Source organism: Microbacterium insulae (genome assembly GCF_042677065.1).
Classification (GTDB): Bacteria; Actinomycetota; Actinomycetes; order Actinomycetales; family Microbacteriaceae; genus Microbacterium; species Microbacterium insulae.
The window spans coordinates 154,195-179,574 of record NZ_JBHTII010000001.1 but is presented as its reverse complement, the minus strand read 5'-3'; the positions used below and the strand labels follow the sequence as shown (position 1 = coordinate 179,574).

The following is a 25,380-nucleotide window of genomic DNA, read 5'->3' as shown; positions in this document are numbered from 1 at the left end:
GTAGGGGATCGTGCCGAAGCAGGGCGGTATGCGGCCCCGTCTCGGCGAGGTCCCCTGTTTCGCCAAGCGGCGCGAGCCGCGACCTCGTCCGCCCGCGTCACACATCACGGGCCCGGCATGGGGTGTGCCCTAGACTGCAAGGACGCCCGGCGCGTGGACTCCTCCGGCCGCGGCGAACGCGCCGATCCGGACGCCCGGACGGCTCAGCGCCGAAGCTCGAACCGATTGGTCCCACCCGTGTCCGCCCCTTCGCAGTCCCGCACCCTTGCCCCGGACTGGCTCGTCGAGCCCGAAGACGCGAACGCCCTCGCCCCGCTCGTCTGGCCCGAGGCGGCGACCCGCGACGACGAGGGCGTGCTGGTCCTCGGCGGAGTCCGCACGACCGAACTGCGCGACCAGTTCGGCACTCCGCTGTGGGTGCTCGACGAAGACGAGGTGCGCGCTCGCGCCCGCCGCACGCTCGCCGCGTTCCGCGCCGCCGCGGCCGCTCACGGCGTGAACGCCCGGGTCTACTACGCCGGCAAGGCGTTCCTCAGCACCGAGGTGGTGCGCTGGGTCACCGAAGAGGGACTCGCGATCGACGTCGCCACCGGCGGCGAGCTGGCCGTCGCGCTGGCAGCGGGCGCCGATCCGTCGCGCATCGGGGTGCACGGCAACAACAAGAGCGTGCGCGAGCTCGAGGCCGCGGTCGACGCGGGCGTCGGCTCGATCGTCATCGACAGCCTCATCGAGATTGAGCGCCTCGCCGCGATCGTCGACCGCCGCGGCGCGCACCAGTCGGTGCTGCTCCGCGTCAACAGCGGCGTGCACGCCGAGACCCACGACTTCCTCGCGACGGCCCACGAAGACCAGAAGTTCGGCTTCACGCTGACGGATGCCCCGGCCGCCGCCGCGCGGATCCGCGAGCTCCCCGGCCTGACGCTCGTCGGCCTGCACTGCCACATCGGCTCGCAGATCTTCGGCACCGCCGGCTTCGAGGAGTCGGCGGCCCGTGTGGTCGAGCTTCATGCCCTGCTCCGCGCCGACGGCGAGCTGCCGGTCCTCAACCTCGGCGGCGGCTTCGGCATCGCCTACACGTCGGCCGACGACCCCACGCCGATCGAGGACCTCGCGGCCGGGATCGCCGACGCCGTCGCCCGCGAGTGCGAGGTGCGCGGCATCCCGATGCCGAACCTCGCGTTCGAACCCGGCCGCGCGATCGTCGGCCCCGCCGGCGTCACCCTCTACGAAGTCGGAACGACGAAGCCCGTCGCGATCGGCGACGGTGCGCAGCGGCTCTACGTGAGCGTCGACGGCGGCATGAGCGACAACGCCCGCCCGGCGCTCTACGGCGCGGCCTACTCGGCGCGGCTCGCGTCGCGCACGAGCGACGCCGGCCCGGCTCTCGTCCGCGTCGTGGGCAAGCACTGCGAGTCCGGCGACATCGTGGTGGATGCCGAGTACCTCCCGGGCGACGTGACCCCGGGCGATCTGCTCGCGGTGCCGGCAACCGGCGCGTACTGCTTCTCGCTCGCGAGCAACTACAACTACGTCCCCCGCCCGCCGGTCGTGGCGCTGCGCGGGGGAGAGGCGCGCGTCATCGTGCGCGGAGAGACGATCGACGATCTGCTCTCGCGCGACGCGGGCCTCACCGCACCCGAGGAAGGGACCGCATGACTGACTACCGCCGCCTGAGGGTCGCGCTGCTCGGAGCGGGCGCCGTGGGCTCGCAGGTCGCGTCGCTGCTGCGTCAGCACGCCGACGAGCTCGCCGACCGCGCCGGAGCCCGCCTCGAGCTGGTCGGCATCGCGGTGCGCGACGTCGACGCCCCGCGCGAGGTCGACCTCCCGCGCGAGCTGCTGACCACCGACGCCGAGTCGCTCATCGTGGGCGCCGACATCGTGATCGAGCTCATGGGCGGCATCGAGCCGGCCCGCACCTACCTGCTGCAGGCGATCAACTCGGGCGCCGACGTCGTCACCGCCAACAAGGCGCTCCTCGCCACGCACGGTCCCGAGATCTTCGACGCCGCCGACCAGGTGGGCGCCGAGGTCTACTACGAGGCCGCCGCCGCCGGGGCGATCCCGATCATCCGCCCGCTGCGCGACTCCCTCGCCGGCGACCGCGTGCAGCGCATCATGGGCATCGTCAACGGCACGACGAACTACATCCTCGACCGCATGGACACCGAGGGCGCCGAGTTCGCCGACGTCCTCGCCGACGCGCAGCGCCTCGGCTACGCCGAAGCCGACCCGACGGCCGACGTCGAGGGCTACGACGCGGCGCAGAAGGCCGCGATCCTCGCGAGCCTCGCCTTCCACACGACCGTCCCGCTGGACGCCGTGCACCGCGAGGGCATCACCTCGATCGACAAGCAGATGATGGATGCCGCGCGCCACGCCGGCTACGTCATCAAGCTCCTCGCCGTGTGCGAGCGCCTGAACGCCCCCCGGCCGTCGAGGAGCGGCGAAGCCGCGTATCGAGACGAGATCTCCGTCCGGGTCTACCCGGCCCTGGTGGACCGCGCGCACCCGCTCGCGAGCGTGCACGGCGCGAACAACGCCGTCTTCGTGCAGGCCGAGGCCGCCGGAAACCTCATGTTCTACGGCGCGGGCGCCGGCGGAGTTCAGACCGCGTCTGCCGTCCTGGGCGACGTCGTGTCCGCCGCCCGCCGCCACATCGCCGGCGGCGTGGGCGTGGGGGAGTCCACCCTCGCGAACCTTCCCATCGTCCCGATCGGCCGCGTGACCACGCGCTACCAGATCACCCTAGAAGTCGACGACCAGCCCGGCGTGCTCGCGACCGTGGCGGGCACCCTCAGCGACGGCCGCGTGTCGATCGCCAACGTCGAGCAGACCGTCGCGGGCGAGGACGCCCGCACCGCGCGTCTCGTCATCGGCACGCACAAAGCCTTGGAGCAGGACCTCAGCGAGACGGTCGACCGTCTCGCCGCGAGCGGCGTCGTCGAGCGCGTCGTCTCGGTCCTGCGTGTGGAAGGAGACTGACATGGCACACGTCTGGCGCGGAGTCCTCCGCGAGTACGCCGACCGTCTGGGCGTCACGGATGCCTCGACCATCGTGACCCTCGGAGAGGGCGGTACGCCGCTCCTGCCCGCCCCGGCGCTGTCGCGCCGCACCGGCACCGACGTGTGGGTGAAGTTCGAGGGCATGAACCCCACGGGCTCGTTCAAGGACCGCGGCATGACCGTCGCCGTCTCCCGCGCGATCGAGCACGGCGCGAAGGCCGTCATCTGCGCGTCGACCGGCAACACGTCGGCGTCGGCCGCCGCCTACGCGGCGCACGCCGGGATCACCGCCGCCGTGCTCGTGCCCGAGGGCAAGATCGCGATGGGCAAGCTCAGCCAGGCCGTCGCGCACAACGGCCAGCTCATCCAGATCCGCGGCAATTTCGACGACTGCCTCGAGATCGCGCGCGAGCTCGCCGCGAACTACCCGGTGCACCTCGTCAACTCCGTCAACCCCGACCGGATCGACGGTCAGAAGACCGCCGCGTACGAGGTGGTCGAGCAGCTCGGCGACGCCCCGGACTTCCATTTCATTCCGGTCGGCAACGCCGGCAACTACACCGCGTACACGCGCGGGTACCGCGAAGAGGCCGAGGCGGGCGTCTCGACCCGCGTCCCGCGCATGTTCGGCTTCCAGGCCGAAGGGTCCGCTCCGCTCGTGCGCGGCGAGGTCGTGCGCCACCCCGAGACGGTCGCGAGCGCGATCCGCATCGGAAACCCGGCCTCGTGGGAACTCGCGATCGACGCCCGCGAGAGTACCGACGGCTACTTCGGAGCCATCGACGATGCGCGCATCCTCGCCGCTCAGAAGCTCCTCTCCGGCGAGGTCGGCATCTTCGTCGAGCCCGCCTCCGCCATCAGCGTCGCGGGGCTCCTCGACCGCGTCGAGGCCGGCGTCGTGCCGCAGGGCGCGCGTGTCGTGCTCACGGTCACCGGCCACGGTCTGAAAGACCCTCAGTGGGCTCTCCGCAATGCCGATGGCAGCCAGGTCGAGCCCACGGTCGTCGACGCGACGACGTCGGAGGTGGCATCCGTCCTGCACCTCGCCCCCGTCGGGGCGACCGCGTGAACGCAGCCCCCGCCCCGGTCACGGGGCGGCGCGTGGTGGTGCGGGTCCCTGCGACGAGCGCGAACCTGGGGCCCGGCTTCGACACGCTCGGCCTCGCGCTGAGCGTGTACGACGAGCTCGACGTCGAGGCCCTGCCCGCGGGCGAGCTCAAGATCGAGGTGAGCGGCGCGGGCGCCGCGGACGTTCCGAGGGATGCCTCGCACCTCGTGGTCCGCTCGATCGCCTACGCGTACGAGTCGGTCGGGCGCCCGATGCCGGGCCTGCGGCTCCGTGCGCACAACGTGATCCCGCACGGCCGCGGCCTGGGCTCGTCGGGTGCAGCGGTGGTCTCCGGGCTTCTCGCGGCGAAGGGACTCCTCGAGCCCGAGCTGGAGCTCTCGGACGAGACCCTGCTGCGCCTCGCGACCGAGCTGGAGGGGCATCCCGACAACGTCGCACCGGCGCTCTTCGGCGGCCTGACCATCGCATGGGTCGACGAGAGCGGTCCGCAGCACAAGAAGCTCCTCGTGCACCGCGGGGTCTCGCCCCTGGTGTTCGTGCCCGAGTTCACGATGTCGACCAAGGTCGCCCGCAGCCTCCAGCCCCTCCAGGTGCCGCGCGAGGACGCCGTGTTCAACGTCTCGCGGTCGGCGCTCCTCATCGCCGCGCTCACCCAGAGCCCCGAGCTGCTGCAGGCCGCCACCGAGGACAAGCTGCACCAGAACTACCGCGCGAGCGCGATGCCCGACACCGATCGGCTCGTGCGCGCGCTGCGCGCCGAGGGCTTCGCGGCGGTCGTCTCGGGGGCAGGACCGAGCGTGCTCGTGCTCGCCGACGGACCCGGTCGGCGCCTCGAAGCGGCCGCGCTCGCCGACCGGCTCGACGACACCCCGTGGGAGGCGCTCATGCTGGCCGTCGACTTCAAGGGTGGTACAGTGAGGGAGTACGCGGAGGGTTCCACGTAGATCGTGAATCTGGCCTCCGTCGCAAATCTGCGAAACCCCGCACGACCCCCATCCTGCTGACTGGTCTCTGAGCGCCATCGCGGTGCACACGCCGATCGAAGGATCTTGAGTACGTCGAGGAGTCGGGAAGACGCCTGCTGAGCAGAGCGCCCGTGGGAACGTGCATTTCCATTCGTCTGACAAGGGAGAACTCGTGGAGTCCATCTCCGAGATCCACGCCGCCGACGCTGCGGCCGAAGAGCGCACAGAAGCGCCCGCGGCCGCCGAAGAGACCGGCACCACCACCGAGGCTGCGGCCACCGAGGCTGCGGCCACCGAGGCTGCGGCCACGGAAGCCGCCGCGGAAGAGCCGGTTGCCGAGGAGGCTGCCGCTGAGGCCGAGCCCGCGGCTGAGGTTGTCGCTGAGGCACCCGAGGCCGCCGCCGAGGCGCCCGCCGAGGCTGAGGCGCCGGCTGAGGCCGCGGCGCCGGCCGAACCCGAGGCGCCCGCCGCCGAGGAGGCCCCGGCGAAGGCGCCGCGCAAGCGCGCACCGCGCCGCGCCAAGAGCACCGACCCGAAGCCCGAGGCGGCCGCCGCCGACGCTCCGGCGGAGACCACCGAGGCGTCCGCCGGGACCACCGAGGCACCCGCCGACGCCGCCGCGAACCCCGCCGAGGCTGACGCAAAGCCCGCCGAGGCTGAGCCCGCCGAGGCGGACACCAAGCCCGCCAAGGGTCGGTCCGGCAGGGGCGCGTCCACCAAGAACGCCGCGGCCGACGCCAAGACCGAGACCGCGGAGGCTTCCGCCGACGCGCAGGCCGAGGCATCCGACAACGGCTCGACCGACTCCGCAGAGCAGTCCGGTGACAGCGCCGACGACACGCCCAGCCGCGGCCGGAGCCGCAGCCGCAGCCGCAGCCGCAACCGCAACGGGAACGCGCAGGGCGGCAACGCCCAGGGCGGCCAGGCCCAGGGCGGCAACGCGCAGGGCGGCAACGCCCAGGGTGCGGGCAAGGACGACAAGTCCGACGCCGACGACGACCAGCAGCAGCAGAGCGGCCGCAACCGCCAGCGCAACAAGCGCCGCGGCGCCGCCCAGACCGGCGACGAGTTCGAGACCGAGATCGGCGAGGACGACGTCCTCATCCCGATCGCGGGCATCCTCGACGTCCTCGACAACTACGCCTTCGTCCGCACGTCGGGGTACCTCCCCGGCACGAGCGACGTGTACGTCTCGCTCGGCCAGGTCAAGAAGTACAACCTGCGCAAGGGCGACGCCGTCGTCGGCGCGATCAAGCAGCCCCGTGAGGGTGAGCAGTCGAGCCGTCAGAAGTACAACGCGCTGGTCAAGGTCGACGCGATCAACGGCCTGTCGGTCGACGACGCGGCCACCCGCGTGGAGTTCGGCAAGCTGACGCCGCTCTACCCGCAGGAGCGCCTGCGCCTCGAGACCGCGCCCGAGAAGCTCACCCAGCGCATCATCGACCTCGTCGCCCCGATCGGCAAGGGCCAGCGCGGCCTCATCGTCGCGCCGCCCAAGGCGGGCAAGACGATCGTGCTGCAGCAGATCGCCAACGCGATCGCGACGAACAACCCCGAGGTCCACCTCATGGTCGTGCTCGTCGACGAGCGCCCCGAAGAGGTCACCGACATGCAGCGCACGGTCAAGGGCGAGGTCATCGCCTCGACGTTCGACCGTCCGGCCGAGGACCACACCACGGTCGCCGAACTCGCCATCGAGCGCGCCAAGCGCCTGGTCGAGCTCGGTCGCGACGTCGTCGTGCTGCTCGACTCGATCACCCGCCTCGGCCGCGCCTACAACATCTCGGCGCCGACCTCGGGCCGTGTGCTCACCGGTGGCGTCGACGCGTCGGCGCTCTACCCGCCCAAGCGCTTCTTCGGCGCCGCGCGCAACATCGAGAACGGCGGCTCGCTCACGATCCTCGCGACCGCCCTCGTCGAGACCGGGTCCAAGATGGACGACGTCATCTTCGAGGAGTTCAAGGGCACCGGCAACAGCGAGCTGCGCCTGAACCGCCAGCTCGCCGACAAGCGCATCTTCCCGGCCGTCGACGTCAACGCGTCGAGCACCCGCCGCGAAGAGATGCTGCTGTCGCCCGACGAGGTCAAGATCACCTGGAAGCTCCGCCGTGCGCTCGCCGGCCTCGAGCCCCAGCAGGCCCTCGAGGTCGTGCTCGGAAAGCTCAAGGAGACGCAGTCCAACGTCGAGTTCCTCGTGCAGATGCAGAAGTCGATCCCCGCGCCCACCTCGGGTCACGGCGGTGGCCGCAGCCACGCGGACGACAACAGCATCCGCTGATCGCGATGTCCGAACCCGCCATGTTCGAATCCGTGCGGGGGCTGATCGAGGAGCACGCCGCCGTGCAGGCGGAGCTCTCCGACCCCGCGGTGCACGCCGACGCGGCGCGCGCCAAACGGGTGAACCGGCGCTACGCCGAGCTGTCGCGCATCGTGAAGGCCCACGAGGACTGGGTCGCGGCATCCGATGATCTGGATGCCGCGCGCGAACTCGCCCGCGAGGACGAGGCGTTCGCCGCCGAAGTCCCCACGCTCGAAGCGGGCCTCGCCGAGGCGCAGGAGCGGCTGCGGCGCCTGCTCATCCCGCGCGACCCCGACGACGCCCGCGACGTCATCATGGAGATCAAGCAGGGCGAGGGCGGCGCCGAGTCGGCGCTGTTCGCGGCCGACCTGCTGCGGATGTACCTGCAGTACGCGGCATCCAAGGGCTGGAAGACCGAGCTGCTGGAGCGCAACGAATCCGACCTCGGCGGGTACAAGGACGTCCAGGTCGCGATCAAGGGCTCGTCCAGCGATCCCGCGCAGGGAGTCTGGGCGCACCTCAAGTACGAGGGCGGCGTGCACCGCGTGCAGCGGGTGCCGGCGACCGAGTCGCAGGGGCGCATCCACACCTCGACGACCGGCGTGCTCGTGTTCCCCGAGGTGGACGAGCCCGACGAGGTCGAGATCAACCAGGCCGACCTCAAGATCGACGTGTTCCGGTCGTCCGGACCCGGCGGGCAGTCGGTGAACACGACCGACTCGGCCGTGCGCATCACCCACGTCCCGACCGGCATCGTCGTGTCGATGCAGAACGAGAAGTCGCAGCTGCAGAACCGCGAGGCCGGCATGCGCGTGCTGCGGGCCCGGCTGCTCGCCCGGCAGCAAGAGGAGAGGGATGCCGCGGCATCCGACGCCCGCAAGTCGCAGATCCGCGGCATGGACCGGTCCGAACGCATCCGCACGTACAACTTCCCCGAGAACCGCATCGCCGACCACCGCACCGGGTACAAGGCCTACAACCTCGACCAGGTGATGGACGGCGCGCTGGAGCCCCTCATCGAGTCCGCGATCCAGGCCGACGAAGAGGCCCGGCTCGCCGCCCTCGGCGGGGACTGAGCCGCGGCGGTCGTGCCCGGGGTTCCCGGGCATTGGCCGAAACCGGGGATCTCCCCGAGACCGGGGATCTCGCCGAGACCGGGGATCTCGCCGAGACCGGGCCGCATGGCACCCGGTGTCGACGGAATCCCTTGTTTCGGCGGGTCGTCCGGCTCGCGCTGCAGTTCGCGACGCGCGCTGCGCCGCGCGACGCAGCGCCGGTCGGAAACTGCAGCGCCGAGCCCAGGCCACCAGCCGCAAACTACAGCGCCCGCCGCAAACTGCAACGCCGGTCGGAAACGGCAGCGCCGAGCCGGAGCACCCGCGACGGGATGCCGCAGCCGCCGTTCACGGCGGGCGGGGCCGGGCGAGGCATCCACCCTCCTGACACAGGCGCGCTCCGGGGCGCGGGCGCGCTAGCCTGAGCGCGTGATCACCTTCGTCATCCGCGCGCTGATCTTCCTCGTGTCGGCGTTCCTCGGGCTGGTCGTTGCGGACCTCCTGCTCCCGGGCTTCTTCCTGCACTGGAACGACTGGTGGGGCATCGTGCTCGCCGTGGTGATCTTCGCCGTGCTGCAGAGCGTGCTCGCGCCGTGGCTGTTCAAGGTCGCGCGCCGCCACGCGGATGCCTTCGTCGGCGGCATCGGCCTGCTCTCGACGTTCGTCGCGCTCCTCATCGCGGTGCTGATCCCGGCCGCCGGCATCGGCATCGACGGCCCGGTCGCGTGGATCATCGGCACCCTCGTCGTCTGGCTCGTCACGGCCCTCGCGACGTGGCTCCTCCCGCCGCTGTTCATCAAGAAGAAGGTGAGCGACCGTCGCTCCTGACTCCGGCCCGCAGCCGCCGTGGTCCGGCCGACGGCCGTAACTCCTCAAAGCTTGCGCGGCGCGCGAGTTTCAAGGCCCAGGTCCGGCGGTTCGGCCCCGATTTTGAGGAGTTGCGGCGCGCTCAGGGAGAGCAGGATCGCGCCCGGCGGGCACGAGCGGTGTCGTCATCCGCGCCGCGAGGGGGAGCGGGTCAGATCACGTACTCGGGATACTCCGGGGCGGTGAGCAGGGCCCGCGTGTCTTCGCCCGTGCGGCGCTGGCGCGGCTTGGCGGGCACCCCGACCAGCACGCTGTCGGCCGGGGCATCCTTCGTCACGACCGCGTTCGCGCCGACCACCGAGCCGGCGCCGACGGTGATCGGTCCGAGGATCTTCGCGCCGGCGCCGATCGCGACGCCGTCCTCGATGGTCGGATGCCGCTTCCCGCCCTCGCGCTGACGGCCGCCGAGCGTCACGCCGTGGTAGAGCATGACGTCATCGCCCACCTCGGCGGTCTCGCCGATCACGACGCCCATGCCGTGGTCGATGAAGAACCGGCGGCCGATCGTCGCCCCCGGGTGGATCTCGATGCCGGTCAGCCAGCGTGTGATCTGCGATCCCGCGCGCGCGGGGAAGCGAACGCGCCGCACCCACAGCCAGTGCCACAGGCGGTGCGCCCAGATCGCATGGAGCCCGGGGTAGAGCAGCGCGATCTCCACGTTGCTGCGGGCGGCGGGGTCGCGGAGACGCGCCGCCGTGAGGTCTTCGCGCAGGCGGGTGAGGGGGCCGATCCGCTCGCTCATGCCGACGCCTTCTCGGGCTCGCGAGACTTCTCGGGCTCGCGCAGGTGCTCGTACAGCGCCGTCGACAGGTAGCGCTCGCCCGAATCCGGGATGATCACCACGATGCGGGAACCGGATGCCTCGGGCCGCGCCGCGATCTCGAGAGCCGCCCACACCGCGGCCCCCGCCGACATTCCGGCGAGGATCCCCTCGCGCGTCGCGAGCTCGCGTGCGACGCGGATCGCGTCGTCGTACTCGACGTCGACGACCTCGTCGATCACCGAGAGGTCGAGCACGTCCGGCACGAAGTTCGGACCGATGCCCTGGATGCGGTGTCCGCCGGCGCGCCCCTCGGACAGCAGCGGGGAGTCCTTGGGCTCGACCACGACGATCTTCACGTCGGGGTTGCGCTCCTTGAGCACCTGGCCGACGCCGGACACCGTGCCGCCGGTCCCGGATCCGGCCACGAACCAGTCCACGCGCCCCTCGGTGTCGCGCCAGATTTCCTCGGCCGTGGTGCGCCGGTGGATCGCGGCGTTCGCCTCGTGCTCGAACTGGCGCGCGAGGATCGCGCCGGGCGTCTGCTCGACGATCCGCCTGGCCTCGGCGACCGCCTCGGTCATGCCCTTGTACGGATCGGTGAGCACGAGCTCGGCGCCGTATGCCTTGAGCAGCATCCGCCGCTCCTTCGACATCGACGCGGGCATCGTGAGGATGACCCGGTACCCGCGCGCCGCGCCGATGAGCGCCAGGGCGATGCCGGTGTTGCCGCTCGTGGACTCGACGATCGTGCCGCCGGGCTTCAGCTCACCGGCCTCCTCGGCCGCCGAGATCAGCGCGTAACCGAGGCGGTCCTTGACGCTCGAGCCCGGGTTGTAGAACTCGAGCTTGGCGAGCACCTCGGCGCCGACTCCCTCGGTGAGGGAGTTGAGCCTCACCAGGGGGGTCTCGCCGAAGGCGGTGGAGATGTCGGAATGGATCCCTGGCACGGAGCGCCTTTCTGCAAGCGGTGTGACTCAATCCTCTCGCAGGTTCTCGAACAGGGCGGTCGAGAGGTAGCGCTCGCCGAACGACGGGATGATCACGACGATGTTCTTGCCGGCTGCCTCGGGACGCGCGGCGATCTGCAGCGCGGCCCAGACGGCGGCGCCCGACGAGATGCCGACGAGGATGCCGTCCTTCGTGCCGACGGCGCGGGCGGTCTCGATCGCGTCGGAGAACTCGACGTCGACGACCTCGTCGATCACGCCCTGGTCGAGGATGGCGGGCACGAAGTTCGGTCCGATGCCCTGGATCTTGTGCGGGCCGGGGGTGCCCTTCGTGAGGAGCGGCGAGTCGGCCGGTTCGACCGCGATGACCTTGACGCCCGGCACGCGCTCCTTGAGCACCTGGCCGACGCCGGTGATGGTGCCGCCCGTGCCGATGCCGGCCACGAAGTAGTCGATCTGGCCGTCGGTGTCGCGCAGGATCTCCTCGGCCGTGGTCTTGCGGTGGATCTCGGGGTTCGCCTCGTTCTCGAACTGCCGCGCGAGGACGGCGCCGGGGATCTCGGCGACGAGCTCCTCGGCCTTGGCGACCGCGCCCTTCATGCCGCCGGCGGGGTCGGTGAGGACGAGCTCGGCGCCGTAGCCCTTGAGCAGGAGGCGGCGCTCGATCGACATCGACGAGGGCATCGCCAGAACCACGCGGTAGCCGCGCGCGGCGCCGACCATGGCCAGCGCGATGCCGGTGTTGCCGCTGGTGGCCTCGACGATCGTGCCGCCGGGCTGGAGCTGACCGGATGCCTCGGCCGCGTCGACGATCGCGATCCCGAGGCGGTCCTTGACGCTCGAGGCCGGGTTGTAGAACTCGAGCTTCGCGATGACGTTGCCTCCGACGCCCTCGGCCACGCGGTTGAGGCGCACCAGGGGGGTGTTCCCGAAGGCGGAGGTGATGTCGGGGTGGATGGCGGTCATTGTCGGGCCTTTCGTGAAGGTCTGCGGGTGGCAACAGCCTAAACGGCGGCGTCTCGCGTGAGTCCTTGTGTGACGTCGCCCAGGCGAGGGGCGGGTACCCTGCCGGGCTTAGGCTGGACGGGCCCATGGCTTCGCCCGAAACCCCCCTCCTCGTCTCCGCCGCGCTGCGGAGCGCCGCCGCGCGCCTCGCGTCGGCCGGCGTCCCCGACGCCGAGGTCGATGCCGAACTCCTCGCCGCCTTCGTGCTCGGCGCCGGACGCGGGGGAGTGCAGGCCGCCGCCGTGCGCGGCGACGCGCTCACGGACGCCGAGGCCGCGCGGCTGGAGGAGCTCGTGACCCGCCGTGCGACGCGGGAGCCGCTGCAGCACATCGTCGGCACGGCCCCGTTCCGCCACCTGGAGCTGCGCGTCGGTCCGGGCGTCTTCGTGCCGCGTCCCGAGACCGAGACGGTCGCGCAGCTCGCGATCGACGCGCTGCGGGCCGCGGCATCCCCCTCGCCCGTCGCGGTCGATCTCGGCACCGGAAGCGGCGCGATCGCCCTCGCGATGTCGACCGAGGTGCCCCACGCGCGCGTGTTCGCGGCCGAGAACTCGGTCGACGCCTTCGTGTGGGCCAAGGAGAACTTCGCGCACGTCGGCGCCGACAACGCCCGCCTGGCCTTCATCGATCTCGCGAACGCCTTCCCCGAGCTCGACGGCACGGTCTCGGTCGTGGCATCCAACCCGCCGTATGTTCCGGATGCCGCGATCCCTCGCGACCCGGAGGTGCGGCTGTTCGACCCGCCTGCGGCGCTCTACGGCGGCGAGGACGGGCTGGACGTCGTACGAGTTCTCAGCGGTGTGGGGCTGCGACTCGCGCACCCCGGCGGCATGATCGTCATCGAGCACGGGGAGTGGCAGGGCGAGGCCATCCGGGCGATCCTCACGGCCGACGGATGGCGGGCCGCGGCGACGCACCCCGACCTCACGATGCGCGATCGGGCGACGACCGCTGTCCGTCCGTGATCGGCCGGTTGCCAGCATCCGCCCACCACCGCGCAATTAGAATGTGCGCGACATGTCCCCCATCTTCGACTGCCGTGATGAGGCGCAGCTGCTGACCGGCATGCGCCAGGCGCGCCAGGCCATCGGCCGCGGCGAGCTCGTCGTCCTCCCCACCGACACCGTCTACGGCGTCGCCGCCGACGCGTTCAGTGCGAGCGCCGTGCAGAAGCTGCTCGACGCGAAGGGGCGCACCCGTCAGATGCCCCCGCCGGTGCTCGTCGCCGGCGTGGCGACGCTGCGGGCGCTCGTGGCCGAGGTGCCGGAGTCCGTCGAGCGACTGGTCGAGGCGTTCTGGCCGGGAGGTCTGACGATCGTCTTGCCCGCTCAGCCGTCGCTGTCGTGGGACCTCGGCGAGACGCGGGGGACCGTGGCCGTGCGCATGCCCGCGCACCGCATCGCGCTCGAACTCCTCGAGGAGACCGGGCCGCTCGCGGTGTCCAGCGCGAACCTCACCGGACGCGCGGCCGCGATCAGCGCCGAGGACGCGCAGGCGATGCTGGGCGACAGCGTCGCGGTCTATCTCGACGACGGGCTGTCGGCGAACGGTGTCGCCTCGACGATCATCGACGCGACGAGCCTCGTGGGCGGAGGCGATCCGCTCATCCGCGTGCTCCGCGACGGCGCGATCACCCGTGCGCAGCTGCGCGAAGTGCTGAGCGATCTCCTCGAGCCCGATCCTGAAGACCCGAGCACCTCGTGACGCTGTACGTCCTCACGGTCGTTTTCACGGCGCTCGTCACCTTCGCCTTCGCGTGGACGGTGTGGCGACTCAGCCGGCGCTACAAGCTCTACCCGGGCATCCGTGAGCGCGACGTGCACAAGACCCCCACGCCGCGACTGGGCGGCGTGGCGATGTTCCTCGGCGTGGTGGCCGCGTTCCTGCTGTCGTCGCAGCTTCCGTTCTTCGCGATCATGTGGAGCGAGCCGGCGCAGGTGTGGGCCATCCTCGGCGCGACCGCGCTGATCGTGCTGGTGGGCGTCGCCGACGACCTGTGGGACGTCGACTGGATGATCAAGCTCGGCGCGCAGTTCCTGGCCGCGGGGATCATCGCGTGGTTCGGGGAGCTGCAGATCTACTCGCTGCCGATCGGCGGCATCGCGATGGGCTCGAGCTGGATGAGCTTCACCCTCACGGTGTTCGCGATCGTCGTCGTGATGAACGCCGTCAACTTCATCGACGGACTGGACGGCCTCGTCGCGGGTGTCGCCCTCATCGCGAACGGCGTGTTCTTCGCGTACTCCTACATGCTCTCGCGCGACACCGGCGCGAGCTCGTACTTCAATCTCGCCTCCTTCATCGCCGCCGTGCTGATCGGCGTCTGCCTCGGATTCCTGCCGCTCAACTGGCGCCCGGCGAAGCTCTTCATGGGTGACTCGGGCGCCCTCATGATCGGCCTGCTGATGGCCTGCTCGGCGATCGCGGTCACCAGCAGCATCACCCCGGCGATGGTGGGCGACAACGACGAGTTCGGCCGTTCGCAGCTGCTCGGCGCGTTCATCCCCATCCTTCTGCCGATCGTCATCGTGCTGCTGCCGCTGCTGGACTTCGGACTGGCCGTCGTGCGCCGAATGAGCAAGGGCAAGTCGCCCTTCTCGCCGGACCGCAAGCACCTGCACCACCGCATGCTCGATATGGGCCACTCCGACCTCGAGGCCGTCGTCATCTTTTACGCCTGGACGTCGATCGTGAGCCTCTCGGTGCTGCTGATGTACATCGGCACGTCCGAGAGCTGGCCCGGCGACTACCTGATCGGCGTCGCGTTCGGGGTCCTCGGCGCTGCCGCGTGCCTCGTCGTGACCCTGCTTCCCTCGCGCCGCCCGGCGCCCGCACCCGTCCTGGAGGACGCCTCATGACCCCCAGCCCCGTCTCGAGCACCCCGATCCTGCGCACCGTCCTGGTGTGGGCGGGGATCGTCACCGGAGGCCTCGCCCTCGTCGGAGGCGTCGTCGGCTACCTCGTGGCCGGCACCGACGGCCTGTGGAGCGCGCTGCTCGGCGTGCTCGTCGCGGCGGCCTTCCTCGGCATCACCGTCGCCAGCATCCTCATCGCCAACCGGTGGTTCGGCGACCCGCTCTACGTGCCGATCTTCTTCGGCATCGTGCTGGGCGGCTGGATCCTGAAGTTCGTCGTCTTCCTGGTGCTGCTGCTCGTGCTGCGCGGTCAGCCGTGGGTCGAGCCGATGGTCTTCTTCCTCGCACTCGTGGCGAGCGTCCTGGCGTCGCTCGCCGTGGACGTGCTGGTGCTCCTGCGGATGCGGATGCCGCACGTGAGCGACATCTCGCTGCCGACCGACCCCGACGAGGGCGATCGGACGGACCGGCCGGCGGAGGGGCGGAACGGCGCCGGTCCGGCGGAGTCGGGGGCCTCCCAAGTTTGATAGGCTCTTCCTGCGCCCGCCCGCTCGCCTCGCGAGCATTTGCGGAGTGACGCTCATCGACCATCGTCGCAACGGTTCTCGACCGATGCCCCGAAGCTGGAGCCAGCGCTGACTACTCAAGCTGCGACCCTGATCGCCCACATTGCCGCGGACGCTCCGCCGGAATTCCACGGTCCCTCGATCGAGGAATTCTTCCCCGAGATCCTCTTCACGCCGTTCGGCATCGAAGCGCTGTCGATCCACCGCATCCACCTGATCCAGTTCCTCGCGACGATCGCGGTCGTGCTGATCTTCTGGCTGGGCACGCGTCGCATGAAGGTCGTCCCGGGCCGCTTCCAGAGCCTGGTCGAGATGGGCCTGGACTTCGTCCGCGTCAACATCGGCGAAGACCTGCTCGGCAAGAAGGACGCCCAGCGCTTCCTGCCGATCCTCACGACGCTCTTCTTCATGATCCTGTTCATGAACATCACGGGCATCATCCCGGGCCTGAACATCGCCGGCACGAGCATCATCGCGGTGCCGCTGACGCTCGCGATCGTGAGCTACGTGACGTTCATCTACGCCGGAATCAAGAAGAGTCCCAAGAACTTCTTCAAGAACTCGCTCTTCCCGTCGGGCGTGCCGTGGCCGATTTACATCATCGTCACGCCGATCGAGCTCATCTCGACGTTCATCATCCGCCCCGTCACCCTGACGCTGCGACTCCTGATGAACATGATGGTCGGCCACCTGCTCCTGGTGCTGTTCTTCGCCGCGACGCAGTTCTTCATCTTCGACCTCGGGGGCTGGTGGTCGATCCTCGGCGCCGGCAGCCTCGCGTTCGGCTTCGTCTTCACCCTGTTCGAGATCCTGGTGGCTGTCCTCCAGGCCTACGTCTTCGCCCTTCTCACCGCGGTCTACATCCAGCTCGCGGTCGCCGAAGAGCACTGAAACGGGACGGCCGGAAGGCCGCCCTCAACCGAAAGGAAACACCCCCGTGGACGCAACTACGGTTCTCGCCGAGGTCACCGGCTCCGTCGCCACCGTCGGTTACGGCCTTGCCGCGATCGGCCCGGCCATCGGCGTGGGCATTGTCGTCGGCAAGACGATCGAGGGCGTGGCGCGCCAGCCCGAGCTCGCCGGCCGCCTGCAGGTGCTCATGTGGATCGGTATCGCCTTCACCGAGGCGCTCGCCTTCATCGGCATCGCGACCGGCTTCATCTTCGGCTTCTGATCGCTCACTCTCGACCTAAGGAGACAGGATGCTGAACGCTCTTGTCACGTACGCCGCGGAGGAAGGGGAGAACTACAACCCCCTTCTCCCCGCCACGTACGACATCGTGTGGTCGGCGGTCTGCTTCGTCGTCATCCTCATCATCTTCTGGAGGGTCGCCCTTCCTCGGATGAAGAAGCTGCTCGACGAGCGCTCCGCAGCGATCGAGGGCAACATCGCCAAGGCCGATGAGGCTCAGCGCAAGGCCGAGGCCGCGCTCGAGGAGTACACCGCTCAGCTCGCCGACGCCCGCAAGGAGGCCGGTGAGATCCGCGACGCCGCCCGCGAGGACGGCAAGAAGATCGTCGCCGAGGCGAAGGAGACGGCTGCCTCCGAGGCCGCACGTCTGACCAGCACCGCGCACGCGCAGATCGAGGCCGAGCGCCAGACCGCGCTCGTGTCGCTCCGCAGCGAAGTGGGCACGCTCGCCCTCGACCTCGCCGGCGGCGTGATCGGCGAGACGCTGTCCGACGACAAGAAGGCCCAGGCCGTCGTCGACCGCTTCCTGGCCGAGCTCGAGGCGTCCGAGGCAGAGAAGGCGACGAAGTAATGGGCAGCGCGACCACTCAGGCCCTCGCGACGACGACGAAGGCGCTCGACGCCACGCCGGGCGTCGACCTCGACGTGGCCGGTGAGCTCTTCGCCGCGGCGCGCGCCGTGGGCGACTCGTCGCAGCTGAGCGGCGCGCTCGCCGACTCCGCCGCACCCGTCGAGGCTCGTCGGGGCGTCGTCGCCGCCGTGTTCGGCAAGACGGTGCGCCCGGCGACCGCGTCGCTGCTGACGACCGCCGTCGAGCAGCGGTGGTCTTCGGCATCCGACCTCGTCGACGCCATCGAAGAGCTGGCCGTGCGCGCCGCCGCGGTCGCCGACACGGCGACCGACGTCGAGGAGGAGCTCTTCCGCTTCTCCCGCACGGTCGCCGAGAATCCCGAGCTCGAGCTCGCGCTCGGCAGCCGGCTCGGGGATGCCGCGGCCAAGGGCGCACTCGTCGAGAAGCTCCTCGCGGGCCGCGCCGGTCGGTCGACGACGCTGATCGCCTCGTCGCTCGTCCAGCAGCCGCGGGATCGCCGCGTGCGGCAGCTGCTCACGCGTGCGACGAAGGTCGTGGCCGACCAGCGCGGTCGCAAGGTCGCCACGGTCTACGCCGCGTCGCCGCTGAGCGCCGCCCAGGTCGATCGGCTGACCACGGCGCTGTCCCAGCGCTACGGCACGGCCGTGTCGCTCAACACCGTGCTCGACCCGAACGTGGTCGGCGGCCTGCGCGTGCAGATCGCCGACGACGTGATCGACGCGAGCGTGTCGTCGCGGCTGGCCGACCTGCGCCAGCGCCTCGCCGGCTAACAGTCTTCCCGCCGTGAGGCGGAGGTTTCGGGGCCACCGCCCCATGAACGAAGGAAAACAATGGCAGATCTCACTATCAGCCCCGACGTCATCCGTGACGCGCTGAAGGACTTCGTCGCCGCCTACGAGCCCACCGGCGCGGCGGCGACCGAGGTCGGCACCGTCATCGACGCCGCGGACGGCATCGCCCACGTCGAGGGCCTGCCCGGCGTCATGGCCAACGAGCTCGTGACGTTCGAGGACGGCACGCTCGGCCTCGCCCAGAACCTCGACGAGCACGAGATCGGTGTCGTCGTCCTCGGCGAGTTCTCCGGCATCGAAGCCGGCACGGCGGTCACCCGCACGGGCGAGGTCCTCTCGGTTCCCGTTGGCGAGGGCTACCTCGGCCGCGTGGTCGACCCGCTGGGCAACCCGATCGACGGTCTCGGCGAGATCACCGGCATCGAAGGTCGCCGTGCCCTCGAGCTCCAGGCTCCCGGCGTCATGCAGCGAAAGTCGGTCCACGAGCCGCTGCAGACCGGCATCAAGGCCATCGACGCGATGATCCCCGTCGGCCGCGGCCAGCGTCAGCTCATCATCGGCGACCGCCAGACCGGCAAGACTGCGATCGCGATCGACACGATCATCAACCAGAAGGCCAACTGGGAGTCGGGCGACGTCACCAAGCAGGTGCGCTGCATCTACGTCGCGATCGGCCAGAAGGGCTCGACCATCGCCGCGGTGAAGGGCGCCCTCGAGGACGCCGGCGCGATGGAGTACACCACGATCGTCGCGGCTCCGGCCTCCGACCCCGCGGGCTTCAAGTACCTCGCCCCCTACACCGGCTCGGCCATCGGCCAGCACTGGATGTACGACGGCAAGCACGTCCTCATCATCTTCGACGACCTGTCGAAGCAGGCCGAGGCCTACCGCGCCGTTTCGCTGCTCCTGCGCCGCCCGCCGGGCCGCGAGGCGTACCCCGGTGACGTCTTCTACCTGCACTCGCGTCTGCTCGAGCGCTGCGCGAAGCTGTCCGACGAGCTGGGTGCCGGCTCGATGACGGGCCTCCCGATCATCGAGACGAAGGCGAACGACGTGTCGGCCTACATCCCGACCAACGTCATCTCGATCACCGATGGCCAGATCTTCCTGCAGTCCGACCTCTTCAACGCCAACCAGCGCCCCGCGGTCGACGTCGGCATCTCGGTGTCCCGCGTCGGCGGTGACGCCCAGGTGAAGTCGATCAAGAAGGTCTCGGGAACCCTCAAGCTCGAGCTCGCCCAGTACCGGTCGCTCGAGGCGTTCGCGATGTTCGCGTCCGACCTCGACGCCGCTTCGCGCCGTCAGCTCGCCCGTGGGGCGCGCCTGACCGAGCTGCTCAAGCAGCCGCAGTACTCGCCGTACCCGGTGGAGGAGCAGGTCGTCTCGATCTGGGCCGGCACCAACGGCAAGCTCGACTCGATCGAGGTCGAGGACGTGCTGTCGTTCGAGCGCGAGCTGCTGGACTACCTCCGCCGCAACACGACGATCCTCGACACCCTGCGCGACACCAATGTCCTCGACGATGACACGGTGGCCGAGCTCGGCAAGAAGACCGACGAGTTCATCCTCGAGTTCCAGGCCGGCAAGGGTCAGGCGATCGGCAAGCCCGGTCACGAGGAGGTCGCGGCAGCCGAGGCCGAAGACGTGAACCAGGAGAAGATCGTCAAGGGCCGCCGCTAAGGCGAACCGGAGCACCAACCATGGGCGCACAACTGCGGGTCTACAAGCAGAAGATCTCTTCTGCCCAGACGACCAAGAAGATCACGAAGGCGATGGAGCTCATCGCGGCTTCGCGCATCCAGAAGGCGATGGCGCGCGTGCGCGCCTCCTCGCCGTTCGCGCGCGCCGTGACCCGGGCCGTCTCCGCCGTGGCGACGCACTCGAACGTCGACCACCCGCTGACCGTCGAACGCGAGACCATCCGCCGCTCCGCGGTCGTGATCTTCTCGTCCGACCGCGGTCTGGCGGGCGCGTTCAACTCGCAGATCCTCCGGGAGGGCCTCGAGCTCGCGCAGCTCCTGCGGTCGCAGGGCAAGGAGCCGGTGTACTACCTCATCGGACGCAAGGCGGTCGGCTACTTCCAGTTCCGCCGGATGGATGCCGCGGCCGAGTGGACGGGTGACACCGACACGCCGCACTTCCACACCGCGGAGGAGATCGCCGCGACGCTGCTGGACGCGTACGACCGCGGCGGCGAGGACGGCGGGGTCGACGAGATCCACCTCGTCTACAACCGCTTCGTCAGCATGATGACCCAGACCCCGGAGCAGGTCCGCCTGCTGCCGCTCGAGGTCGTCGAGGCCGACGAAGAGGCATCCGCTCAGGTGTACCCGCTCTACGAGTTCGAGCCGGACGCCGAGACGGTGCTCGACGCGCTCCTGCCGGTGTACATCCAGAGCCGCGTCTTCAACGCGCTCCTGCAGTCGTCGGCCGCGAAGCACGCCGCGACGCAGAAGGCGATGAAGTCGGCCAGCGACAACGCCGACAAGCTCATCACCGACTACACCCGCCTGCGCAACAACGCGCGCCAGGCCGAGATCACGCAGCAGATCGCCGAGATCGTCGGCGGCGCCGACGCGCTGGCGTCGGGCAAATAGACCACACGAAAGAGAAGAAGCCATGAGCCTCACCGCAGAGAAGACCGAGACCGCGGTCGTCGGCCGCGTCGCGCGCGTGACCGGTCCGGTCGTCGACGTCGAGTTCCCCCACGACGCGATCCCCGACATCTACAACGCTCTCAAGACCACCATCACGATCGACGGAGAGTCGACGGAGATCACCCTCGAGGTCGCTCAGCACCTCGGCGACGACCTCGTGCGCGCGATCTCGCTCAAGCCGACCGACGGCATGGTCCGCGGCCAGGAGGTGCGCGACACCGGCGAGCAGATCACCGTTCCCGTCGGCGACGTCACCAAGGGCAAGGTCTTCAACGTCACCGGCGAGGTGCTCAACGCCGAGCCGGGCGAGACCATCGAGGTCACCGAGCGCTGGCCGATCCACCGCCAGGCGCCGAACTTCGACCAGCTCGAGTCCAAGACGCAGATGTTCGAGACCGGCATCAAGGTCATCGACCTCCTCACGCCGTACGTGCTCGGCGGCAAGATCGGCCTCTTCGGCGGTGCGGGCGTGGGCAAGACCGTCCTCATCCAGGAGATGATCCAGCGCGTTGCGCAGGATCACGGCGGTGTGTCGGTGTTCGCCGGTGTCGGCGAGCGCACCCGTGAGGGCAACGACCTCATCCACGAGATGGAGGAGGCGGGCGTCTTCGACAAGACCGCCCTCGTGTTCGGTCAGATGGACGAGCCGCCGGGCACGCGTCTGCGCGTCGCCCTCTCGGCCCTGACGATGGCGGAGTACTTCCGCGACGTGCAGAAGCAGGACGTGCTGCTCTTCATCGACAACATCTTCCGCTTCACGCAGGCCGGTTCCGAGGTGTCCACGCTGCTCGGCCGCATGCCGTCCGCCGTCGGCTACCAGCCGAACCTCGCCGACGAGATGGGCATCCTGCAGGAGCGCATCACCTCGACGCGCGGACACTCGATCACCTCGCTGCAGGCGATCTACGTCCCCGCCGACGACTACACCGACCCGGCTCCCGCGACCACGTTCGCGCACCTCGACGCCACGACCGAGCTCTCGCGTGAGATCGCGTCGAAGGGTCTGTACCCCGCCGTCGACCCGCTCACCTCGACGAGCCGCATCCTGGACCCCCGCTACATCGGCGAGGACCACTACCGCGTGGCCACCGCCGTGAAGCAGATCCTCCAGAAGAACAAGGAGCTGCAGGAGATCATCGCGATCCTCGGTGTCGACGAGCTCTCCGAGGAGGACAAGATCGTCGTGTCGCGTGCGCGCCGCATCCAGCAGTTCCTCTCGCAGAACACCTACATGGCCAAGAAGTTCACCGGCGTCGAGGGCTCCACCGTCCCGATCAAGGAGACCATCGAGTCGTTCGACGCGATCGTCAAGGGCGACTTCGACCACGTCGCCGAGCAGGCGTTCTTCAACGTCGGCGGCATCTCGGACGTCGAAGAGGCCTGGGCTCGCATCCAGAAGGAGAACGGCTGATCATGCCGCTGCACGTGAGTCTCGTCTCCGCCGACGCGGAGGTCTGGTCGGGAGAGGCGTCGCTCGTCGTCGCCAAGACCGTCGAGGGCGAGATCGGCTTCATGACCGGCCACGAGCCCGTGCTGGCGATCCTCGCCGAGGGGCAGGTGCGCATCACGCAGACCTCCGGCACGAAGATCGTCGCCAACGCGCAGGACGGATTCCTCTCGATGGAGGGCAACGACCTCACGATCGTCGCGGGCAACGCGGCGCTCATCTCCTGACATCGGCTGATCGAAACGCCCCGGCGCCCCTCACGGGCACGGGGCGTTTCGTCTCGCCGCGCCCGACACTTCCCCCGGAGTCCGCGTGCTGATCCTCCTCCCTCCGTCCGAGACCAAGCGTCCCGGCGGCCGCGCCCGCGTGTGGGACGAGGCATCCCTCGCCCTGCCCTCGCTCGCGCCCCAGCGACAGGCGGTCGTCGACGCCCTCGTGGCCCTGTCCGTGAACGAGGACGAGGCTGCCCGCGTACTCAGGCTCGGCGCCACCCAGCGGCATGAGGTCGCCGTCAACGCCGCACTCCGCGACGCGCCGACGATGCCCGCGGTGGATCGGTACACCGGGGTCCTGTTCGACGCGCTGGATGCGGCATCCCTCCCGTCCGCCGCGCGACGCTGGCTCGGCGCGCACGTGCTCGTGCACTCGGCTCCGTTCGGGCCCGTCGGAGCTCTCGACGCGATTCCCGCATACCGGCTCGCTGCCGGCGTCTCGCTCCCGGGCCTGCCGTCGCTCGCTCGTGTGTGGGCGGATGCCGTGACGCGCGCCCTCGCCGAGGAGGCACCGCGGTTCGTGCTCGATCTGCGGTCGGAGGCGTACGTCGCGCTCGGTCCGGTGCCCGCTGAGGTGCCCTCGGCCTACGTGCGCGTCGTCGCCGAGGCTGAGGGGGGCGCGGTGCGCGCCCTCAACCACTTCAACAAGCACGCGAAGGGGGTCCTCGTCCGGCGGCTGGCCGAGGACCGGCCGCGCATCGCCTCCCGCGCCGGATTCGTCCGATGGGCGGATGCCGCGGGCCTCCGCGTGCGCGACGGCGTAGAGGGCGAGCTCGAGCTGTTCGCCTGACGCGGCCGAGGAGTCGGAGGCGTCGTTGCGTTAGGGTGCTGGAGGGCGCCGCACGATCATGCGCCCGAATCGACCATCCCCCTCGCCCGACCTCTGTGCGCAACGGTGCGCGCTTCCCTCGCGGGCCCCGCCCCGCCCGCTGTCAAGGAGCGCCATGACCGCCGTCGTGCCCACGCAGGACCCCGCCAGCCGATATCGCATCGAGCCGACCGTGCTTCAGGCGCTGCGAAGCCCTCGGATCCTCACCCGCGAGGTGCTGGCCGGCCTCGTCGTGGCGATCGCCCTGATCCCCGAAGCCATCGCGTTCTCGATCATCGCGGGGGTCGATCCACGGGTCGGGCTGTTCTCGTCGTTCGTGATGGCCGTCGCCATCGCATTTCTCGGCGGACGACCGGCGATGATCACCGCGGCGACCGGCGCGATCGCCCTCGTCGTGGCTCCGGTCGCGCGAGAGTACGGGATGGACTATCTCATCGCCACGGTGATCCTCGGCGGGCTGATCCAGGTCGCCCTCGCGCTGCTCGGCGTGGCGAAGCTGATGCGATTCATCCCGCGCAGCGTGATGGTCGGATTCGTCAACGCACTCGCCATCCTCATCTTCGTGTCGCAGGTTCCCCAGCTGATCGGCGTTCCTTGGTCGGTGTACCCGCTCGTGGCCGCCGGACTGCTGATCATGTATCTGATGCCCCTGCTCACCCGGGCGGTTCCGGCGCCGCTCATCGCGATCATCCTCCTCACGGGCGCCGCGGTCGTCTTCGGGATCAGCGTTCCCACCGTCGGGGATCAGGGGCAGCTGCCCGAGAGCCTGCCCGAGCTCTTCATCCCCGGCATCCCCCTCACTCTCGAGACGCTGGGAACCATCCTGCCGTTCGCCGCCGGAGTGGCCGTCGTGGGGCTGCTCGAGTCGCTGATGACCGCGAAGCTCGTCGACGACATCACCGACACGCACTCGCGCAAGACGCGCGAAGCGCTCGGTCAGGGCGCGGCGAACATCCTTTCCGGCGCCTTCGGCGGTATGGGCGGATGCGCCATGATCGGGCAGACGATGATCAACGTGAAGGCGTCCGGCGCACGCACGCGCATCTCGACGTTCCTCGCCGGGGTCTTCCTCCTCATCCTCGTCGTCGCGCTGGGGGACGTGGTGGCGGTCATTCCGATGGCCGCGCTCGTCGCAGTGATGATCGTCGTGTCCATCGCGACCTTCGATTGGCACAGCATCCGCCCCTCCACGCTGCGACGCCTGCCGGTGAGCGAGACGGCCGTGATGGTCGTGACGGTCGGGATCACGGTCTGGACCCACAATCTCGCGATCGGGGTCGGCGCAGGTGTCATGGCCGCGATGATCCTCTTCGCTCGCCGGGTCGCCCATTTCACGACGGTGACCCGCGAGCTCATCGACGGCGAGCAGCCGCTCGCGCGCTACACGGTCGACGGCGAGCTCTTCTTCGCGTCCAGCAACGACCTCACCACGCAGTTCGAGTACAGCCGGGATCCCGACCACGTCGTCATCGATCTCTCGAGGTCGCATGTGTGGGACGCCTCCACCGTCGCGGCGCTCGATGCGATCCACAACAAGTACGAGCACCTCGGCAAGACGGTGACGTTCACGGGGATGAACGAGGCCACCACGCAGTTCCACCGGCGGCTGAGCGGCGGGCTGGGCGGCGCGCACTAGCCGCGCCTGACGTACTCAGCGCCGGGTGTGCTGCGCGGTCCGCTCGGTGTTCTCGGCGATCGCGATGAGAGCGACGACGGCTTCGATGATGAACCGCAGCGCGATGATCGCGATGAACGACACGAGCGGCACGATGATGAGGGTCGCGATGATGCCGGTGACTCCCGCCCCGACGTTGATCCACAGGAGCGACACGGCGCCCACGATCCCGTTCACGAGGTACACGATGAACCCGATCGCGATCGCGATGAGCCCGACGAGGTAGAAGACGCTCGCCAGGCGCCGGGTGATGAAGGTGCGGAAGCTGAGGTCGAAGAGGGCCGAGAAGAAGCCGCGGCCCACCGCGGCCGGGTCGTCACCGAGCGACCTGGGAACCCCGGTGTCGTCCGGGTCCGCCGCCGGATCGTACGTCGGAGCGGCACCCGGCGCGGGCGCGGCCGCCGCGCGTGCCGCCTCCGCGGCGGGCTGGTCGGGCAGGGGCGGGACGGACGGAGAGTCGCTCATGAGGGCCAGGCTACCCACCGATGGTCCGGGGGACAGCACCCGAAACGCCCCGATCCTGCTGACA

Annotated in this window: 25 protein-coding genes; 21 read left to right on the top strand and 4 right to left on the bottom strand. The window is 70.1% G+C overall.

Features of this window, described 5'->3' with window-relative positions:
• Positions 1 to 237 precede the first annotated feature (237 nt).
• From lysA to ACFQ0P_RS00830, 7 genes are all read left to right on the top strand, one after another.
• On the top strand, positions 238 to 1,656 hold the full coding sequence (lysA, locus tag ACFQ0P_RS00860; protein WP_204979855.1) for a diaminopimelate decarboxylase: 1,419 nt from the start codon (positions 238 to 240) through the stop codon (positions 1,654 to 1,656).
• Complete coding sequence (locus ACFQ0P_RS00855; RefSeq protein ID WP_204979854.1) at positions 1,653 to 2,984, top strand: homoserine dehydrogenase; 1,332 nt, start codon at positions 1,653 to 1,655, stop codon at positions 2,982 to 2,984. The genes lysA and ACFQ0P_RS00855 overlap by 4 nt, the downstream gene beginning before the upstream one ends.
• 1 nt (position 2,985) lies before the next feature.
• Complete coding sequence (thrC, locus tag ACFQ0P_RS00850; RefSeq protein WP_204979853.1) at positions 2,986 to 4,074, top strand: threonine synthase; 1,089 nt, start codon at positions 2,986 to 2,988, stop codon at positions 4,072 to 4,074.
• Positions 4,071 to 5,018 carry a homoserine kinase gene (thrB, locus tag ACFQ0P_RS00845; RefSeq protein WP_204979852.1) on the top strand — a complete coding sequence of 316 codons (948 nt, stop codon included), beginning with the start codon at positions 4,071 to 4,073 and terminating at the stop codon, positions 5,016 to 5,018. Before thrC ends, thrB begins: the two co-directional genes overlap by 4 nt.
• Before the next feature lie 193 nt (positions 5,019 to 5,211).
• Positions 5,212 to 7,317, top strand: a complete 2,106-nt coding sequence (rho, locus tag ACFQ0P_RS00840) for a transcription termination factor Rho (RefSeq protein ID WP_204979851.1) — start codon at positions 5,212 to 5,214, stop codon at positions 7,315 to 7,317.
• A 20-nt stretch (positions 7,318 to 7,337) separates the two neighbouring features.
• The gene (prfA, locus tag ACFQ0P_RS00835) at positions 7,338 to 8,414 is read left to right on the top strand and encodes a peptide chain release factor 1 (RefSeq protein ID WP_204981475.1); all 1,077 of its coding nucleotides are present in this window, start codon (positions 7,338 to 7,340) and stop codon (positions 8,412 to 8,414) included.
• Between the two features lie 408 nt (positions 8,415 to 8,822).
• Positions 8,823 to 9,221: a hypothetical protein gene (locus ACFQ0P_RS00830; RefSeq protein WP_204979850.1), complete on the top strand. Its 399-nt coding sequence runs from the start codon at positions 8,823 to 8,825 to the stop codon at positions 9,219 to 9,221.
• Positions 9,222 to 9,411: 190 nt separating this feature from the next.
• Here the strand turns inward: ACFQ0P_RS00830 and epsC are convergent, their stop codons facing one another.
• From epsC to cysK (ACFQ0P_RS00815), 3 genes are read right to left on the bottom strand one after another with little or no spacing between them, the layout of a single operon-like run.
• Positions 9,412 to 10,002 (bottom strand): serine O-acetyltransferase EpsC, encoded by a 591-nt coding sequence (epsC, locus tag ACFQ0P_RS00825; RefSeq protein ID WP_204979849.1) that lies wholly within the window; start codon positions 10,000 to 10,002, stop codon positions 9,412 to 9,414.
• A complete protein-coding gene (gene cysK, locus ACFQ0P_RS00820) occupies positions 9,999 to 10,970 on the bottom strand; it encodes a cysteine synthase A (RefSeq protein ID WP_204979848.1) in 972 nt (323 codons plus the stop codon). Before cysK (ACFQ0P_RS00820) ends, epsC begins: the two co-directional genes overlap by 4 nt.
• Before the next feature lie 27 nt (positions 10,971 to 10,997).
• The gene (gene cysK, locus ACFQ0P_RS00815) at positions 10,998 to 11,936 is read right to left on the bottom strand and encodes a cysteine synthase A (RefSeq protein WP_204979847.1); all 939 of its coding nucleotides are present in this window, start codon (positions 11,934 to 11,936) and stop codon (positions 10,998 to 11,000) included.
• 125 nt (positions 11,937 to 12,061) lie between these two features.
• Between cysK (ACFQ0P_RS00815) and prmC the strand changes: the two genes are divergently transcribed.
• The 14 genes from prmC to ACFQ0P_RS00745 all read left to right on the top strand — a co-directional run bounded on the left by prmC (position 12,062) and on the right by ACFQ0P_RS00745 (position 24,812).
• On the top strand, positions 12,062 to 12,940 hold the full coding sequence (gene prmC / locus ACFQ0P_RS00810) for a peptide chain release factor N(5)-glutamine methyltransferase (RefSeq protein ID WP_204979846.1): 879 nt from the start codon (positions 12,062 to 12,064) through the stop codon (positions 12,938 to 12,940).
• 52 nt (positions 12,941 to 12,992) lie between these two features.
• Positions 12,993 to 13,679, top strand: coding sequence for an L-threonylcarbamoyladenylate synthase (locus ACFQ0P_RS00805; RefSeq protein ID WP_204979845.1), 687 nt, complete (start codon positions 12,993 to 12,995; stop codon positions 13,677 to 13,679).
• Positions 13,676 to 14,833 carry an MraY family glycosyltransferase gene (locus ACFQ0P_RS00800; RefSeq protein ID WP_204979844.1) on the top strand — a complete coding sequence of 386 codons (1,158 nt, stop codon included), beginning with the start codon at positions 13,676 to 13,678 and terminating at the stop codon, positions 14,831 to 14,833. The genes ACFQ0P_RS00805 and ACFQ0P_RS00800 overlap by 4 nt, the downstream gene beginning before the upstream one ends.
• Positions 14,830 to 15,357 (top strand): hypothetical protein, encoded by a 528-nt coding sequence (locus ACFQ0P_RS00795; protein ID WP_204979843.1) that lies wholly within the window; start codon positions 14,830 to 14,832, stop codon positions 15,355 to 15,357. The genes ACFQ0P_RS00800 and ACFQ0P_RS00795 overlap by 4 nt, the downstream gene beginning before the upstream one ends.
• 129 nt (positions 15,358 to 15,486) lie before the next feature.
• On the top strand, positions 15,487 to 16,287 hold the full coding sequence (atpB, locus tag ACFQ0P_RS00790; RefSeq protein ID WP_378772329.1) for a F0F1 ATP synthase subunit A: 801 nt from the start codon (positions 15,487 to 15,489) through the stop codon (positions 16,285 to 16,287).
• A gap of 46 nt (positions 16,288 to 16,333) precedes the next feature.
• Positions 16,334 to 16,570: an ATP synthase F0 subunit C gene (atpE, locus tag ACFQ0P_RS00785; RefSeq protein ID WP_169581528.1), complete on the top strand. Its 237-nt coding sequence runs from the start codon at positions 16,334 to 16,336 to the stop codon at positions 16,568 to 16,570.
• 28 nt (positions 16,571 to 16,598) lie between these two features.
• Positions 16,599 to 17,159: a F0F1 ATP synthase subunit B gene (locus ACFQ0P_RS00780; RefSeq protein WP_204979842.1), complete on the top strand. Its 561-nt coding sequence runs from the start codon at positions 16,599 to 16,601 to the stop codon at positions 17,157 to 17,159.
• Positions 17,159 to 17,950 carry a F0F1 ATP synthase subunit delta gene (locus ACFQ0P_RS00775; protein WP_204979841.1) on the top strand — a complete coding sequence of 264 codons (792 nt, stop codon included), beginning with the start codon at positions 17,159 to 17,161 and terminating at the stop codon, positions 17,948 to 17,950. The genes ACFQ0P_RS00780 and ACFQ0P_RS00775 overlap by 1 nt, the downstream gene beginning before the upstream one ends.
• Positions 17,951 to 18,010: 60 nt before the next feature.
• Positions 18,011 to 19,651 carry a F0F1 ATP synthase subunit alpha gene (gene atpA / locus ACFQ0P_RS00770; protein ID WP_204979840.1) on the top strand — a complete coding sequence of 547 codons (1,641 nt, stop codon included), beginning with the start codon at positions 18,011 to 18,013 and terminating at the stop codon, positions 19,649 to 19,651.
• Positions 19,652 to 19,671: 20 nt separating this feature from the next.
• Complete coding sequence (locus ACFQ0P_RS00765; protein WP_204979839.1) at positions 19,672 to 20,568, top strand: F0F1 ATP synthase subunit gamma; 897 nt, start codon at positions 19,672 to 19,674, stop codon at positions 20,566 to 20,568.
• A 22-nt stretch (positions 20,569 to 20,590) separates the two neighbouring features.
• On the top strand, positions 20,591 to 22,039 hold the full coding sequence (gene atpD, locus ACFQ0P_RS00760) for a F0F1 ATP synthase subunit beta (protein ID WP_204979838.1): 1,449 nt from the start codon (positions 20,591 to 20,593) through the stop codon (positions 22,037 to 22,039).
• Positions 22,040 to 22,041: 2 nt separating this feature from the next.
• Complete coding sequence (locus tag ACFQ0P_RS00755) at positions 22,042 to 22,302, top strand: F0F1 ATP synthase subunit epsilon (protein ID WP_204979837.1); 261 nt, start codon at positions 22,042 to 22,044, stop codon at positions 22,300 to 22,302.
• Positions 22,303 to 22,387: 85 nt separating this feature from the next.
• The gene (locus ACFQ0P_RS00750) at positions 22,388 to 23,137 is read left to right on the top strand and encodes a YaaA family protein (protein ID WP_204979836.1); all 750 of its coding nucleotides are present in this window, start codon (positions 22,388 to 22,390) and stop codon (positions 23,135 to 23,137) included.
• Between the two features lie 154 nt (positions 23,138 to 23,291).
• Positions 23,292 to 24,812, top strand: a complete 1,521-nt coding sequence (locus tag ACFQ0P_RS00745) for a SulP family inorganic anion transporter (RefSeq protein WP_204979835.1) — start codon at positions 23,292 to 23,294, stop codon at positions 24,810 to 24,812.
• Positions 24,813 to 24,827: 15 nt separating this feature from the next.
• Here ACFQ0P_RS00745 and ACFQ0P_RS00740 read toward each other — a convergent pair whose 3' ends face one another.
• Entirely contained in the window at positions 24,828 to 25,316 is a 489-nt protein-coding gene (locus ACFQ0P_RS00740) for a DUF4282 domain-containing protein (RefSeq protein WP_204979834.1), read from the bottom strand.
• Positions 25,317 to 25,380: the final 64 nt, after the last annotated feature.